The organism is Mycobacterium sp. MAA66, assembly GCF_041261665.1.
Classification (GTDB): domain Bacteria; phylum Actinomycetota; class Actinomycetes; order Mycobacteriales; family Mycobacteriaceae; genus Mycobacterium.
The window spans coordinates 94,894-109,784 of record NZ_JBGCCC010000001.1 but is presented as its reverse complement, the minus strand read 5'-3'; the positions used below and the strand labels follow the sequence as shown (position 1 = coordinate 109,784).

General features: G+C 66.1%; 14 protein-coding genes. 5 read left to right on the top strand and 9 right to left on the bottom strand.

Features of this window, described 5'->3' with window-relative positions:
- Both ABIA30_RS00485 and ABIA30_RS00480 read left to right on the top strand, forming a co-directional pair.
- Nucleotides 1-1,032: a DNA polymerase IV gene (locus ABIA30_RS00485; RefSeq protein WP_370061075.1), complete on the top strand. Its 1,032-nt coding sequence runs from the start codon at nucleotides 1-3 to the stop codon at nucleotides 1,030-1,032.
- Nucleotides 1,026-2,180 carry an AAA family ATPase gene (locus tag ABIA30_RS00480; protein WP_370061073.1) on the top strand — a complete coding sequence of 385 codons (1,155 nt, stop codon included), beginning with the start codon at nucleotides 1,026-1,028 and terminating at the stop codon, nucleotides 2,178-2,180. The genes ABIA30_RS00485 and ABIA30_RS00480 overlap by 7 nt, the downstream gene beginning before the upstream one ends.
- A gap of 3 nt (nucleotides 2,181-2,183) precedes the next feature.
- Here ABIA30_RS00480 and ABIA30_RS00475 read toward each other — a convergent pair whose 3' ends face one another.
- On the bottom strand, nucleotides 2,184-3,038 hold the full coding sequence (locus tag ABIA30_RS00475; protein ID WP_370061071.1) for an SDR family oxidoreductase: 855 nt from the start codon (nucleotides 3,036-3,038) through the stop codon (nucleotides 2,184-2,186).
- A 9-nt stretch (nucleotides 3,039-3,047) separates the two neighbouring features.
- On the bottom strand, nucleotides 3,048-3,680 hold the full coding sequence (locus ABIA30_RS00470; protein ID WP_370061069.1) for a TetR/AcrR family transcriptional regulator: 633 nt from the start codon (nucleotides 3,678-3,680) through the stop codon (nucleotides 3,048-3,050).
- 119 nt (nucleotides 3,681-3,799) lie between these two features.
- Here ABIA30_RS00470 and ABIA30_RS00465 point away from each other — a divergent pair, with 119 nt between their 5' ends.
- Nucleotides 3,800-5,281: a cytochrome P450 gene (locus ABIA30_RS00465; RefSeq protein WP_370061067.1), complete on the top strand. Its 1,482-nt coding sequence runs from the start codon at nucleotides 3,800-3,802 to the stop codon at nucleotides 5,279-5,281.
- A gap of 13 nt (nucleotides 5,282-5,294) precedes the next feature.
- Here the strand turns inward: ABIA30_RS00465 and ABIA30_RS00460 are convergent, their stop codons facing one another.
- From ABIA30_RS00460 to ABIA30_RS00450, 3 genes are all read right to left on the bottom strand, one after another.
- Nucleotides 5,295-5,759 carry a homocitrate synthase gene (locus ABIA30_RS00460; protein ID WP_370061065.1) on the bottom strand — a complete coding sequence of 155 codons (465 nt, stop codon included), beginning with the start codon at nucleotides 5,757-5,759 and terminating at the stop codon, nucleotides 5,295-5,297.
- 154 nt (nucleotides 5,760-5,913) lie between these two features.
- Nucleotides 5,914-6,747, bottom strand: a complete 834-nt coding sequence (locus ABIA30_RS00455; RefSeq protein ID WP_370061063.1) for a Fic family protein — start codon at nucleotides 6,745-6,747, stop codon at nucleotides 5,914-5,916.
- On the bottom strand, nucleotides 6,747-7,760 hold the full coding sequence (locus ABIA30_RS00450; protein WP_370061061.1) for a putative nucleotidyltransferase substrate binding domain-containing protein: 1,014 nt from the start codon (nucleotides 7,758-7,760) through the stop codon (nucleotides 6,747-6,749). The genes ABIA30_RS00455 and ABIA30_RS00450 overlap by 1 nt, the downstream gene beginning before the upstream one ends.
- Nucleotides 7,761-7,884: 124 nt before the next feature.
- Here ABIA30_RS00450 and ABIA30_RS00445 point away from each other — a divergent pair, with 124 nt between their 5' ends.
- On the top strand, nucleotides 7,885-9,426 hold the full coding sequence (locus ABIA30_RS00445; protein WP_370061059.1) for an amino acid permease: 1,542 nt from the start codon (nucleotides 7,885-7,887) through the stop codon (nucleotides 9,424-9,426).
- 76 nt (nucleotides 9,427-9,502) lie between these two features.
- The gene (locus ABIA30_RS00440) at nucleotides 9,503-10,246 is read left to right on the top strand and encodes a sulfite exporter TauE/SafE family protein (protein WP_370061058.1); all 744 of its coding nucleotides are present in this window, start codon (nucleotides 9,503-9,505) and stop codon (nucleotides 10,244-10,246) included.
- 12 nt (nucleotides 10,247-10,258) lie between these two features.
- Here the strand turns inward: ABIA30_RS00440 and ABIA30_RS00435 are convergent, their stop codons facing one another.
- From ABIA30_RS00435 to ABIA30_RS00420, 4 genes are all read right to left on the bottom strand, one after another.
- The gene (locus ABIA30_RS00435; protein ID WP_370061056.1) at nucleotides 10,259-11,128 is read right to left on the bottom strand and encodes an LLM class F420-dependent oxidoreductase; all 870 of its coding nucleotides are present in this window, start codon (nucleotides 11,126-11,128) and stop codon (nucleotides 10,259-10,261) included.
- Nucleotides 11,129-11,167: 39 nt separating this feature from the next.
- Nucleotides 11,168-12,235, bottom strand: coding sequence for a phosphotransferase family protein (locus ABIA30_RS00430; protein ID WP_370061054.1), 1,068 nt, complete (start codon nucleotides 12,233-12,235; stop codon nucleotides 11,168-11,170).
- Nucleotides 12,236-12,244: 9 nt separating this feature from the next.
- Nucleotides 12,245-13,981, bottom strand: coding sequence for a ubiquinone-dependent pyruvate dehydrogenase (gene poxB, locus ABIA30_RS00425; protein WP_370061052.1), 1,737 nt, complete (start codon nucleotides 13,979-13,981; stop codon nucleotides 12,245-12,247).
- Nucleotides 13,982-14,055: 74 nt separating this feature from the next.
- Complete coding sequence (locus ABIA30_RS00420; protein ID WP_370061050.1) at nucleotides 14,056-14,823, bottom strand: SDR family NAD(P)-dependent oxidoreductase; 768 nt, start codon at nucleotides 14,821-14,823, stop codon at nucleotides 14,056-14,058.
- Between the last annotated feature and the right edge of the window lie 68 nt (nucleotides 14,824-14,891).

Sequence of the window (14,891 nt, the reverse complement as noted above, 5' to 3'; positions counted from 1 at the left end):
ATGAGCTGGGTCCTACATGTCGACCTGGATCAGTTCCTGGCGTCGGTAGAACTCCGCCGCCACCCCGAGCTCGTCGGCCTGCCGGTGATCGTGGGCGGCAACGGCGACCCGACCGAGCCGCGCAAGGTGGTCACCTGCGCGTCCTACGAGGCCCGTGAATTCGGTGTGCACGCGGGGATGCCGCTGCGCACCGCAGCCCGCAAATGCCCAGAGGCCGTCTTCCTGCCGTCGGACGCCGCAGCCTACGACGAAGCGTCCGATCAGGTCATGGGGCTGCTGCGCGACCTCGGCCATCCGGTCGAGGTGTGGGGTTGGGACGAGGCGTATATCGGTGCAGCCGTGGATGATCCGTTCGAGTTGGCCGACCGGATCCGCACCGTGGTCGCCGCCGAGACCGGACTGTCGTGCAGTGTGGGCATCAGCGACAACAAGCAGCGCGCCAAGGTGGCCACCGGGTTCGGCAAGCCCGCCGGGGTGTTCGCGCTGACCAATGCCAACTGGATGACAGTTATGGGCGATCGTCCGGTCGACACACTCTGGGGTGTCGGACCGAAGACCGCCAAAAAGCTTGCTTCCCTGGAGATCACCACAGTCGCTGACCTCGCCGATACCGAGGCCACAGTGTTGACAGCGGCGTTCGGTCCCACGACCGGGTTGTGGATCCTGTTGCTGGCCAAGGGCGGTGGTGACGACGCTGTCAGCGCCGAGCCGTGGGTGCCACGCTCACGCAGCCACGTCGTCACCTTCCCGCAAGACCTGACCGACACCGCCGAGATGGAGGCGGCGGTCGCCGAGCTGGCCCAGCGCACCCTGGCCGAGGTCGAGGAACAGGGCCGCGTGGTCACCCGGGTGGCGGTCACCGTCCGCACCAAAACCTTCTTCACCCGCACCAAGATTCGCAAGTTGCCGGCGGCCGGTACCGACCTGGACGCAATCACCGCGACCGCTTTGGACCTGCTCCATCAATTCGACCTGGACCGGCCCATCCGACTGCTCGGGGTACGTCTGGAATTGGAGATGCCCGCGTGTTGAACACCGTCGCGATCCGGGGTTACCGGTCGCTGCGCGAGGCAGTCCTGCCGCTGACCGAGTTGAGCGTGGTGACCGGGGCCAACGGCACCGGCAAGTCCTCGGTGTACCGGGCCCTGCGTTTGTTGGCCGACTGCGGCCGCGGCGAGGTGATCGGCTCGCTGGCCCGCGAGGGCGGCCTGCAGTCGGTGCTGTGGGCCGGCCCGGAGAACACCACGGGCGCGCGTCGCACCGGCGCCACCCAGGGCACCTCTCGGACCCGACCGGTGTCGCTCGAACTCGGCTTCTCCACAACGGATTTCGGCTACTTCATCGATCTCGGACTGCCGCAGGACGCGGGTCCGAACTCGATGTTCGGGCTGGATCCGGAGATCAAGCGGGAGGTGGTGTTCGCCGGACCTGTGCCGCGGCGCAGTGCGACGCTAGTCCGTCGCACCCGCGAATACGCGGAGGTGGCCTCAGGTTCCGGTTTCGACGAACTGTCCCGCACCCTCCCGGCATATCGCAGTGTATTGGCCGAATACGCCAATCCCGACGCCCTGCCCGAACTGGCTGCGGTCCGAGACCGGTTGCGCGACTGGCGTTTCTACGACGGTTTCCGGGTCGACCGGCACGCGCCGGCTCGTCAACCCCAGGTCGGCACCCGTACCCCGGTACTCAGCGACGACGGCACCGACCTGGCCGCCGCCGTGCAGACCATCCTGGAGGCCGGCCTGGACGACCTGCCTCGCGCAGTGGCCGCCGCGTTCGACGACGCCGAGGTGTCGGTGGCCGTCCGCGATGGATTGTTCGAACTGCAGCTTGCCCAGCGTGGCATGCTGCGCCCGCTACGAGCCTCCGAATTATCTGATGGCACATTGCGATTCCTGCTGTGGGGAGCCGCCCTGCTGACACCTCAGCCGCCGACCCTGATGGTGCTCAACGAGCCGGAGACCTCGCTGCACCCCGACCTGGTCGATCCGCTGGCAGACATGATCGCGGCCGCGGCCCGTCAGACCCAGGTGGTGGTGGTCACCCATTCGGCGCGTCTGCGAGAGCGGCTCAACGCCTGCGGTGCAACGGAAATCGAACTCGTCAAGCAGTGGGGCGAGACGCAGATCGACGGGCAGACGCTCCTCGACGCTCCCCCATGGGACTGGGGAAAGCGCTGAGGCTCAGGCTTTCTTTGGCCGCAGCGCGCGAGTGAATACCACGTTCACCTGGCGCATGGCCACACTGTAGGGCCACCAGGCGACGCGTTTGAAGGCGTACAGCGCACGGATGTCGGACGAGGTGTAGATCAGGAACCGGTTCTTGGCGACGCCGGCCAGGATCTTGTCAGCCGCTTTCTCCGGCGACACCGCGTGCCCGGCGAACCGGCCAACCCACTTCTGCACCTGCGGATGCTCGCGGTCAACCCCCGCGATCTGAACCGTCTGCACCAGAGGCGTTTTCACCGCACCCGGCACCACCACCGACACCCCGATCCGGTGCCGGGCCAGGTCGAAGCGCAGCACCTCACTGAGGCCGCGCAGCCCGTACTTGCTGGCGCTGTAGGCCGCGTGCCACGGCAGCGCGACGATTCCCGCGGCCGAGGACACATTGGCCAGCCGCCCGCCGCGCCGGGCCGCGACCATCGGCGGCACCATGGTCTCGATGACGTGGATCGGCCCCATCAGATTGACCTCGACCATCGAGCGCCAATGCTGATGGGTCAGTGTGCTGACCGTGCCCCACGCCGAGATTCCGGCGATGTTGAGCACCACATCCATTGCGGGGTACTGACTGTGGATGTCCTCGGCAAATGCCGCCACCGCGTCATAGTCCGAAATATCGAAGGCCCGGTGTTCGGCCACCTGCCCGCCGAGCGCCCGGGCATCGGCGACGACCGTCGCCAAGCCCGCATCGTCGCGGTCGGTCAGGAACAGCACCGCCCCCTGTTCGGCGAGTTTGAGCGCTGTCGCGCGGCCGATCCCGCTGGCCGCTCCGGTCACGAAGCATCGCTTACCGGCGTAGCTCCACTGCGTCATGCCCGAACCCTACACAGGCAGGCTGCCGCCGCCGCCCCATAACGCGCTGAGCCACAACCGTTCCACGATCTCCAAGGCACGCTGCGGATCGTCGCCGCGTCCGACGAATGCGGGGTCACGGGACAGCGTCATGGCGGTCAACGAGGTCAAAGTGCGCACCAGGGCGGGCAGGTCGCCGGAAATCGGCCGGGCGCCCCCGTCCTGTTGCACCAGCCCGACGATCTTGGCGATCACCCCGTCCTCGAAATCGGCCATCAAGTCGCGGATCTCGGCGTCGGTGTTCTGCGCGGCAGTGCAGGCCGACATGATCGGGTCGTTGGTCGCGTACACCGCGGCCGCACTGCCGACCATCCGTTTGGCGAACGACTCCGGCGTCTCGTCCGGCTCGCGCGGTGCGAAGTTGTGGGTCAGCGCGTCGAGTTCTTCCATGGCCTCGGACACGATGCGGGCCAGTACCGAGTACTTGGAATCGAAGTAGAAGTAGAAGCCCGAGCGGGCCACCCCGGCCCGGGCACTGATGGTGCTGACCGACAGCTCGGCGAACGGGCGCTCCTGCAGGAGCTCGCGAACGGCGGTGATGATGGCGTCGCGTTGCCGGTCACCGCGGCTGCGGCTCTTGTCGACCTCAAGTTCGGCGCTCATGGGTGTCAACGATGTCATCGCCGCCACACCGATTCAAAACTTGACATGCGTCAAGTGTGCCAGTCAGGATGACGTCATGTGGTGACATTCGCCACAAAGACCGTCCCCAGGAGTGGTACATGACGACCATCAGCACCCCTCGGTACCTGCTCGACCAGGCCATCCGTCGGTTCAAGCCGACGCCGGTGACCGTGCCCGGCATGGGCATCATCGAGCAGCAGCTCAGGGCCAAGAAATGGGATGAGTTCGTGTTCGCCGAGCCGCCGGCGGGCAGCGGACTCAAGCCGATCATGGGCGACTCCGGACTTCCGATCATCGGCCATCTGATCGAGACCTTCCGGGCCGGTCCCGACTACGTGCTGGAGCTGTACCGCAAGCACGGTCCGCTGTACTTCGCCCAGACACCGGCACTGCCGGCGGTGATGGCGATGGGCCCGGACGCCACGCAGGCCGTGTTCTCCAACCGCAACAAGGATTTCTCCCAGCGCGCCTGGGATCCGGTGATCGGGCCGTTCTTCGAAGGCGGGCTGATGCTGCTCGACTTCGACGAGCACATGTTCCACCGCCGGATCATGCAGGAGGCATTTACCCGCTCGCGGCTGACCGGCTACGTGTCCCACATCGATTCCGTGTCGACCAAGGTGTTGGCCAACGACTGGGTGGCCAACGACCCGCGGTTCCTGTTCTATCCCGCGGTCAAGGAGCTGACGCTCGATATCGCGTCAGAGGTCTTCATGGGCCATCCGGCGGGCACCGACCGCAAACTCGTCACCACCATCAACCAGGCCTTCACCACCACCACCCGAGCCGGCAACGCCATCGTCCGTAAGCCGGTGCGACCACTGAGCTGGTGGCGCGGCATCCAGGCGCGCAAGACCTTGGAGGACTACTTCTCCGGTTCCATCGCCGACAAGCGCCGTTCAGACGGCACCGACATGTTCAGCGTGCTCTGTCACGCCCAGGACGAGGACGGGCAGAGCTTCACCGACGATCAGGTCGTCGCCCACATGATCTTCCTGATGATGGCCGCTCACGACACCACGACGTCGACCCTGACCACGATGGCCTATCACCTGGCGGCCAACCCGGAGTGGCAGGACAGGCTGCGTGACGAGTCGGCCCGCATCGGCGATGCACCGCTGGACATCGAGGCGCTGGAGAAGCTGGAAACCTACGACCTGGTGATCAACGAGTCGCTCCGGATGCAGACGCCGCTGCCGTTCAACTTCCGGCGGGCCGTTCGCGACACCGAGCTGCTCGGTTACTACATCCCGGCCGGAACCGACGTCGTCACCTGGCCGGGGATGAACCACCGGCTGTCCGAATTGTGGCCCGACCCAGAGCGTTTCGACCCCGAACGATTCGCCGAGCCGCGCAGCGAACACAAGACGCACCGGTATGCATTCGCCCCGTTCGGCGGTGGCGCGCACAAGTGCATCGGCATGGTGTTCGGTCAGTTGGAGATCAAGACCGTGATGCACCGATTGCTGCGCCGGTACCGCTTGGAGCTGACCCGTCCGGGCTACACACCCTGGTACGACTACGGCGGCATGGCCGTTCCGGTCGACGGTATGCCGATCGTGCTGCGGCCGATTTCGTAGCACGCCAACTCGTTCACGCGGCCAACCGGTTTGCGCAGGCGATCATCGCCCGCAGCGCCGACTGCACAGGGTCACGCGCCCAGCCCATCGCCCAGGTGTCGCGCACGCCGTCGGTGCCACGGATGAAAGTTGCGGTGGCTCCGCCGACCGTCGGCAACTGGTGGAACCGCAGTGCCTCGATCGCAACACCACGTTCGGCGAGCATCGCAGTCAACGCTGCAATAGACCCGGTCGCCGCTGCTGTGGTGGTGGCGATCCGATCGCCGACTGCGATGGTCGCCCGGTAATCACCGACGCCGCTGACCTGGCGGCCGACGGCCTCCCAATTGCCGAGGCGCACCGGGCCGTGCTGATGCCCGTAGCGGTCGATGAACGCGTCGTGGCACATCGCTTCGGCGTCTTCACGCAGGTCACGGGGCAACGGGCGGTCGAACAGCTCCGCGAAGCGGGCGGTGGAGGTGAAGGTTGGTGCAGTCATGAGCCGGTCTTCTCTGCTGGAATCCAGTGACCGACGGGTAGTAGCTTCCGACCCACAGCGAGGGGTCGGTCTGGATCAGACCCCGCTGTGGGTGCTGGCTACTACGAGAATGTGATGCACGATCGGGAAGGCTAGCGGCTGATCTGCGCTCCGGTCAAGGCGATTTCACGGCCTTGTTCAACAGCCACAGGAACGGCCGGTGACTCGGGGTTCCCTCGCGCCGCGACGGCATGCTGTCCCTGGCGGCTTCGTACCAGTCCGCTCGGGTCACGCCGGACAGGTCCAATCGGCGGCCGCATTTGGCGGTCAAGGCGTGCAAAAACAGCATCCCAGTGCGGCCGTTACCCTCCCGGAATGGATGGATCCGGTTGTATCGGACGTAGATCCGGGCCAGTTCCCAGGCCAGCCTCGGATTGTCCAGGCCGCGCCCGGTATTGACCAATCCCTTTGCACTGTAATGGATTTCGTCGATGCCGGCGGAGATGTCCGACGCCCAGCTGAAAGCCGACTCACCGCGGCGGATGTCGACGCTCCGAAATTCGCCCGCCCAGGTGTAGACGTCGCCGAACAGCTCCCGGTGCAACACCTGAACGTCGACACCGGACTCGGTCACGGACCGCTCCCGATGCGACAGCACCAATTGATCGCGGTGCCACCGCACCATCCGGCCGGCGGTCACCGCATATTCCAGTGCCGCCAGCTGTCGGCCATCACGCAGTCCGAAACTGTTGCGCAGCACCGTCGTTCCCGGAATCAGGTAGGGCACCGCGCGGCGCAAGAGCCTCCTGCGGACCCGGCCCGAGGGCGGCGGGTAGGCCCGACATTGCGCGGCCAGATAGTCACCGAAGCGCAGGTCGCCGGCGGCCAGCGCGTTCAGCGCCGCAATGTCATCGGGTTTCGGATCCCAACCCTCGATCCGGTGCGCGATCACCGTCTGCTCGACGGCACGATGCACTTGCAGCACCACCGCGTACGGGTCCGCGGCCATCAGCGGAAGGCCGAGGTCGATGCGAGGTACGTCAGTTTGCGACTCAGCCCGGCGACCTCCCGCGCGACACTACGCAAGGTGGTCCTTTCCTGCGGCGCCAACTGCGACAGCACTACCGAGTCTCCATCGGAACGCGACGTCCACCGGAATCGCACCAGCCAGGTGAAGCACTCATGAAGGCTCGAAACATCCTCGGCATCAAGAATATTCGCGGCACCGGCGTCATCCAGCCGGCGCAACGTCGACACTGCCGTCGACCCCGCCGACAGCGCCGCCCACCGCGCCATCTTCACCACTGGGTCGAGCGCGGCTAGTTTGATATCGACGGTGTCGGACTGGCTGGTCAGCAGCCGCAGCCGTGATGGCAACGTCGCACGCAAGGTGGTGGCGTCTTGCAACATGAACTGTCGTGCGGGGTAGTTCGTCCTGGCGGCATGGACCACCTCTGCTCGCAGCAGATCCTCGGTCACTCCATGCGCCCCCAGGTGCACGGCGCGAGAGTCCGCCAGCACGCCGGTCATCACCACGCCGCGATCCTGCCGTGGGTCGGCGGTCCAGCGGGCGATCCCGTCGGCCCATTCGCCGCCGGTGCGACAGAACCGCGGCCGACTGGCCAGCACGCCATTGGCGTCCGCCCGCACTCCAGCGCGCTCCAGGAGTTCGTGGACATCGGCTGCCTTGACCGCCACATCCGTGCGGTCCACGTCATCACCCAAGAGAATGAGGGTCTCGACGTCGGACCCGGCCACCGCCTCCCCACGCGCGACGCTGCCCGAAACGAACCACGACCACGACAGGTCGACCGCCGTCAACCTGACCGCGGCGGCCACGCCGCTGCGCAGTACCCTCGACCACCCGGCCGCCGCGTCGACGGCCGGCATCTGATTGCGCACCGCGGCCCGGGCGGCCGCCAGGCCGTCGTCGATTCCGGCCCGCAAAGTGACGTCGTCGGTGGCAGTCTCGATGGCACGAACTGCACCATCGATGCCGTCGATGGCTTCTGAGGAGGACATGCACATGATTTTTACCTCCAAAGCATCACGTCACACAGTTGTCACAAACCGGCAATCCCAGCAACAAGAAGTACCGGTATTTCTATCGCATGATAGTTATTCCCGCTTGTTCTAGGAGAACCGCATGAGCGCCAACAATTCGGTTTCCTCGCGCGAAGACGCAGCGACGCTCGAGGAACTCGGCTACACGCAGGAGCTGCATCGCGGCATCGGGTCGTACGCCGCATTCGCCTCGGGCTTCTCCTTCGTCTCGATCCTGACCACGGTGTTCGCCTTCTTCCCACTGGGCTTCTCGCTCGGCGGGCCGGCATTCGCCTGGACCTGGCCGATCGTGTTCCTGTGCCAGTTCTGCGTGTGCCTGGTGTTCGCCGAATTGTCCGGCAAGTTCCCGGTCGCCGGTGCCATATACCAATGGTCCCGACGACTGGCCGGTGAGACGGTCGGATGGTTCGCCGGCTGGTTCATGCTGATCGGCTACATCGTGTCCGTCGCGGCGCTGGCCATCGCCATGCAGACAGTGCTGCCCCCGATCTGGAGCGGATTCCAGTTGATCGGCACCAACACCGACCCCATGTCGGTCGACGGCGCCACCAACGGCATCATCCTGGGCTCGATCACCATCGTGTTGTGCACCGTCATCAGCGCGGCCGGCGTTCGATTGATGGGCCGGATCACCGTCACCGGAGTGACACTCGAGATCATCGGTGTGGTGTTGATCGTCGGCGCAATGTTCCTGCACGCCCAGCGCAGCCCCGCCACCGCCGTCGCCAACGACGGCAGCCACGGGCACGGGCTTGGTTATGTCGGCGCATTCCTGGCCTCGATGCTGATGGCCGCCTATGTGATGTACGGATTCGACAGTGCCGCTGAACTTTCCGAGGAGACCCGAGACCCCCGCAAGACGGCGCCGAAGGCCATCGTCAACGCGCTGCTGGTGTCGTTCGTCGGCGGTGGGCTGATGATCCTGGCCGCACTTATGGCCGCACCGACTTTCGACCCGTCATCCACCCCGGGCAACGACCTGGGCACCGGCGGTATCGCATGGGTGATCCAGAGCCAGCTGAGCACACCGCTGGGCAAGATCCTTCTGGGATTGGTTGCGGTGGCAATGTTTTCGGCCACGCTGGCCATCCAGGCATCGGCGTCGCGGGTGATGTTCTCGATGGCCCGCGACAACAGGCTGCCGTTCGGCAAGGCTCTGGCCAAGGTCAACAAGCGCACCGGCACCCCGGTGCTCACCGGTATCTCGGTCAGCGCCTTGGCCATCGGCGTGCTGTTGTTGAACATCGGTCAGGCCAGCGTGTTCGCCGCCATCGCCTCGGTGTCCGTGGTGATCGTGTACATCGCCTACCTGATGGTGACGCTGCCGGCACTGATCCACCGGTTGCGCGGCACCAAGCTGTCGCACGGCAAACCCGTGATGGACCTCGGCAAGTGGGGCGTGCCGGTCAATCTGATCGCCGTGGTGATGGGCGGCCTGCTGGTGATCAACATCGGCTGGCCGCGCGAGGAGGTCTACGACCCGGCCGGCGGCTCGTGGTTCCTGCAGTACTTCGCGATCATCTTCATCGCGGCCATCACCGTCATCGGGTTCATCGCCCACCGGGTGGTCCGGGATCGCGATGGCGCACCCGAGCCGGTCGACGCCCTGGTCCGCCGCAAATAGGCAATCTCGGTGTGTTCGGTATCGCTGACCGGTACCGAACACACTCAGATCGCCGCCTTGGGTAGGGTTTGCCGCGATGAGCTGGCAGCATGCGCTACTTCTGGTCGCTGCAGGTATCGCCGGTGGCCTGACGGGCAGTATTGCGGGCCTGGCCTCGGTGGCGACCTATCCTGCTCTGCTCCTGGTCGGCCTGCCGCCCGTGGCGGCCAACGTCACCAATACCGTCGCCCTGACCTTCAACACCATCGGCTCGGTCTGGGGTTCACTACCCGAACTCGATGGCATGGGCCCCTGGCTACGACGCATGTTGCCGATTGCCGCCGCCGGTGGTGCAGCCGGAGCGACACTGCTGTTGACCATTCCCGCCAAGGGCTTCGAGGCGCTGGTACCGGTGCTGCTCGGACTCTCGGCAGTGACTATCGCCGTTCCGCGACGCCGGTCGACAGACGGCATGCGCTTCCGCGAATTCTGGGTCGGCGCGGCCCTGTTCGCCATCTGCCTGTACGGCGGCTTCTTCGGCGCGGCCGCCGGTGTGGTGATGCTGGCGCTGTTCCTGCACACCGGCAGCCGGTCGCTGGCGCACGCGAACGCCGCCAAGAATGTTCTCCTGGGAGCTGCCAATGGTGTTGCGGCAGTGGGCTTCATCGCGTTCGCACCGGTGAATTGGCTGGCCGTGGTACCGCTGGGTGCGGGCTGCCTGGTCGGCTCACGGCTGGGGCCGGCGGTGGTCCGCCACGCTCCGGCGACACCGCTGAGGCTCGCGATCGCAGTGGCCGGTCTGGCGCTGGCGATCAAACTGGGGGTCGACGCCTACCGGTAGGCATGGCGGCCATCAGAGTCGCGGCATCCAGTGGTCAGCCAGTGCGCGGACCCAGTCAGCGGCTACCGCAGCGTCATCCGGAGGGGCCTGCACGAGCACGAGTTCATCGACAGCCAACTCCGCCAGTGCACCCAGGTCGCCGGGCTGAGGGTTCACCAACGCGACGGCAATCCGCAGTTCCCTGCGCCGCCGGCTCGCGTCGGCGCACAACCGATCGAGTCGGCCAAGCCTCTCGCGCACCTGCGCCACCCCGTCGAGGTTGAATGCGTACCAGCCGTCCGCCCAGGCAGCGACCCGGCGCAGCGCCGCATCACTGTTGCCCCCGACCACAATCGGAATGCGCCGATCACGAACCGGTTTGGGATTCACCCGGATGGCATCGAAACCCACGAAGGTGCCGTTGAACGACGCCACGTCATCACGCCACACCGTCCGCATCGCCGCGATATACTCAGCGGTTCGGGCGCCCCGACATTCGAATGGCACTCCCAGCGCGGCGAACTCCTCCCGGGACCAACCGACGCCGACCCCGAGCGTCAGCCGACCACCGCTGAGTCGGTCCAGGCTGGCCGCCCGCTTGGCCACTGCAACCGGGTTGTGCTCGGGCAGCAGGAGCACGCCGGTCGCCACGCCGATCCGGGACGAGGCCGCCGCAGCGAAGCTCAGCGCGATCATCGGATCGAGCCAATCCGCCTGCGCCGGAACCGCAATCAGCCCGTCGCCGGAGTACGGATATCGGGAGGCCGATCGGTCCACCATCACCACGTGTTCACCCGCCCAGAGCGTGCTGAAGCCGCACTCGTCGGCCGCGGACGCTACCGCGTCGATCACCGCACGATCTGCACCGGAGCCTATTCCCAGCGCATGCAATCCCAACCGCACCGCACGATCGTCTCACGGGTGGTCCCGATCTGCCGTAAGTTAGCTGAAGGGATTGTCTCCCTTGGCAACACGGACACCCAGTGCGATCAGCGACGCCGCCGAGGCATGCAGTTTCTCCCCGGCTTCCCGGTCGGCCAGTCCCGCCAGGAATCTCGACCAGGTGCCCTCGATGACGATGCCCAACTTGAAGCAGGCCATCGCGATGTACCAATCCAGATGATCGGTCCGCCGTCCGCCGGCCGCCAGATAGGCCTCGAGCAATTCGGCACGCGAGGCCAGTCCCCCGGCCTCCGCCAGCGCCGATCCCACCACGATGCTGTTGGGCGGAGTGGGCCAGCACACCAGCATCCACCCCAGGTCCAGCAGCGGGTCGCCGATGGTGCACATCTCCCAGTCCACAAACGCCGCCAGCGCCGGCCGATCACGGCACAGCAGCACGTTGTTGAGGTGACAGTCGCCGTGCATGATTCCAGGCTCGCCGTCGGGCGGCTGGTGCTCGGCAAGCCAGGACGCAAGTTCGGCGACGCCATCGAGTGAAGCCGGGTCGTAGTGCTCGTGCCGGTAGCTGCCCAATAGCCCGACGAACTGTGGAACCTGGCGCGCTACAAAGGATCCCGGCTTCCGGATCACCGCCAGCGGGCTGCCCTCCCAGGCCACGCTGCCCAATTGCGCCAGGCTGGCCGCGTAGGATGGCCCGACATCGTGACGCAGCCCCGCGTCGGCGGCATACGCCGGAGATAACTCCTCGCCCGGGTTGAAACCGTCCACCTCGGCCATCAAATAGAAGACGACACCGAGGACGCTCAGATCCTCACAACCGGCGATGAACTCGGGGTGTGGCACCCCCGTACCGGCCAGGGTCCGCAATACCGCGATCTCGCGCTGCATGGTCTTGTCACTGGTGGGCCGCGGGTGCAGCGGAGGTCGGCGCAGCACCACAGCGCGCCCGTCGATCCGTAGCCGCACCACAATGTTCTGGGTGCCGCCGGTCAGTGGCTCGACGTCGGTGATCTCCGTCCCCAGACCCTCGGCACGGACCCAGGCCGACACGGCATCGCGGTCATGGTCGGACAACGTCGGCTGTGCGCGCTCGGGAATGGTGGTCATCGGATCGGGTCAATCCAGCAGACGCCGGGCGACGTTCGTGGTCACCAGATCGAGCAATTCGTCTGCACGGCCGGCCATGATGGTGCGAATCGCGTACAGCGAGAAGCCTTTTGCCTGCTCGGCGGTGATGGCCGGAGGAATCGACAGTTCCTGGCGCGCGGTGACGACATCGACAACCGCCGGACCGTCGTGGGCGAAGGCCTCCGACAGCGCGACTGCCAGCTCGGCGGGCTGTTCGACGCGGCGGCCGAAGATGCCCATCGCCTGCGCCACCGTCGCGAAGTTCGGGTTGATCAGATCGGTGCCGTAGTTGACGATGCCGGCCGCCTTCATCTCGAGCTCCACGAAGTTCAGCGACGAGTTGTTGAACACCACCAGCTTGACCGGTAAGCGGTTCTGCACCAACGTGATCAGCTCACCGAACAGCATCGTCAGCCCACCGTCGCCGGCCAGGGCGACCACCTGTCGACCCGGGAATGCCGTTTGGGCACCGATGGAGTGCGGCAGTGCGCAGGCCATGGTGCCGTGATTGAACGAGCCGACCAGCCGGCGACGGCCGTTCATGGTGAGGTACCGGGCCGCCCAGACCACCGGCGAGCCCACATCGACGGTGAACACCGCGTCGTCGGCGGCAATCCGATCCACGAGTCCCGCAACATATTCCGGCCGGATCGGGCTGCGGTCCCGATCATTGACCGCAAGTGCGTCGAGCGAGGCGCGGGTCTTGCGGTAGTGCCGCAACGAGCGGTCGAGATGCTCCCGGGCGACCTTCGGTCGAATCAGTGGCTGCAACGCGGTCACCGTGTCGAGGACGGTGCCGACGAGGCCGAGCTCCAACGGGGTACGCCGCCCGAGGTTGCGGCCCCGGATGTCGACCTGGATGACGCGGGCGTGGTCGGGATAAAACTGCTGATAGGGGAAGTCGGTGCCGAGCATCAGCAAGGTGTCGGCTTCCTTGATGGCCTTGTAGCCGGACGGGAATCCGAGCAGACCCGTCATGCCGACGTCGTATGGGTTGTCGTACTCGATGAATTCCTTGCCGCGCAACGCATGCACGATCGGCGCGTTGAGTGTGGCCGCAAGTCGCACCACCTCGTCGTGCGCGCCCTCGACACCGGCTCCGGCCAGGATGGTGACGTTCTCGGCGACGTTGAGGATGTCGGCGGCTCGGCGCAGCGACGCGTCGTCAGGCCGGATCACCGAATGCGTCGCGACCAAAGACTGTTCCAGCCAACCAGAATCGGTGCCGCGCGCCAGGAAGATCTCACCGGGCACCACGACCACGGCGACGCCGTTCTCCTCGACCGCGGCCCGCATCGCCATCGCGATGATCCGGGGCGCCATCTCCGGCGTGCTCACCAGTTCGCAGTAGACGCTGCATTCGGCGAACAGGTCCTGCGGATGAGTCTCCTGGAAATAGTCCGAGCCGATCTCGGCGCGCGGGATGTGGGCGGCGATCGCCAGCACCGGGACCCGACTGCGCTGGGCGTCGAACAGGCCGTTGATCAGGTGCAGGTTGCCGGGCCCACAGCTGCCCGCACACACCGCCAGGTCACCGGTCAGCGCGGCGTCGGCGGCCGCAGCGAAGGCTGCGGTCTCCTCGTGACGGACGTGCTGCCAGGAGATCTCGTCGGAGCGCCGGATCGCATCGGTGAAGCCGTTGAGACTATCGCCCGGTAGTCCGTAAATTCGCTGTATTCCGTTGCGCGCCAACGCGGAGATGATCTGAGTAGCGACAGTGACCACAAGCGCCTCCCGTATCAGTGATGTGGGCGCGTCTGGTCTCGCTCGGCATGACGCGACGCGCCCAAGCCACTCTATTACTTGGGAGCGAAGCGCTGACCCGCATCCAGTCGCAGGCACTGACCGTTGAGCATCGGGTTGTCGACGATCGCGGCGACCAGCTTGGCATATTCTTCGGGCTTGCCCAGTCGCTTCGGGAAGGCCGCATCCTTGGTCAGCGCGGCCGCGAACTCGTCGGGGATGCCCTTGGTGAGCCCGGTGGCGAACAGGCTCGGCGCGATGGCGAGCACCCGGATACCCAGACTGCCCAGATCACGGGCCATGGTCAGGCACATACCGGCGATACCGGCCTTCGACGCGGTGTAGGCGATCTGACCGATCTGCCCCTCGAACGCCGCAATCGATGCGGTGTTGATGATGACGCCGCGCTCCTCCGCGTCGGCGTCGACCGGTTCCTGTTTGCTCATCTGCCACGCGGCCAGCCGGCTGATGTTGAACGAGCCGACCAGGTTCAGATCAATGGTCTTCTGGAAGGACTCCAGGCTGTGCGGCCCGTCCTTCTTCACGGTGCGCTCGCCGATACCGCCACCGGCAGTGGTCACGATGACGTGCAACGCACCCAGGTCGTCGATGGCCTGCTGTAGCACCGTCTCGGTGCCGGGGAAGTCCGTGATGTCGACCTCGTAGAACGAGCCTCCGATCTCCGCGGCCACGGCCTTGCCGTCGGACTGCGGCCGGTCCAGGATCGCAAGCGCGGCGCCGCGCTTGGCCAACAGCTCCGCGGTGGCCTTGCCGAATCCGGATGCGCCGCCCACGACGACGGCCTTCTTACCTGCGATCTCCATATGGTCGCCTTTCCAAAAGGTCCAAAAACTGTAAACCCAACTTAGCTGATGTCACACTTTCGTCAGAC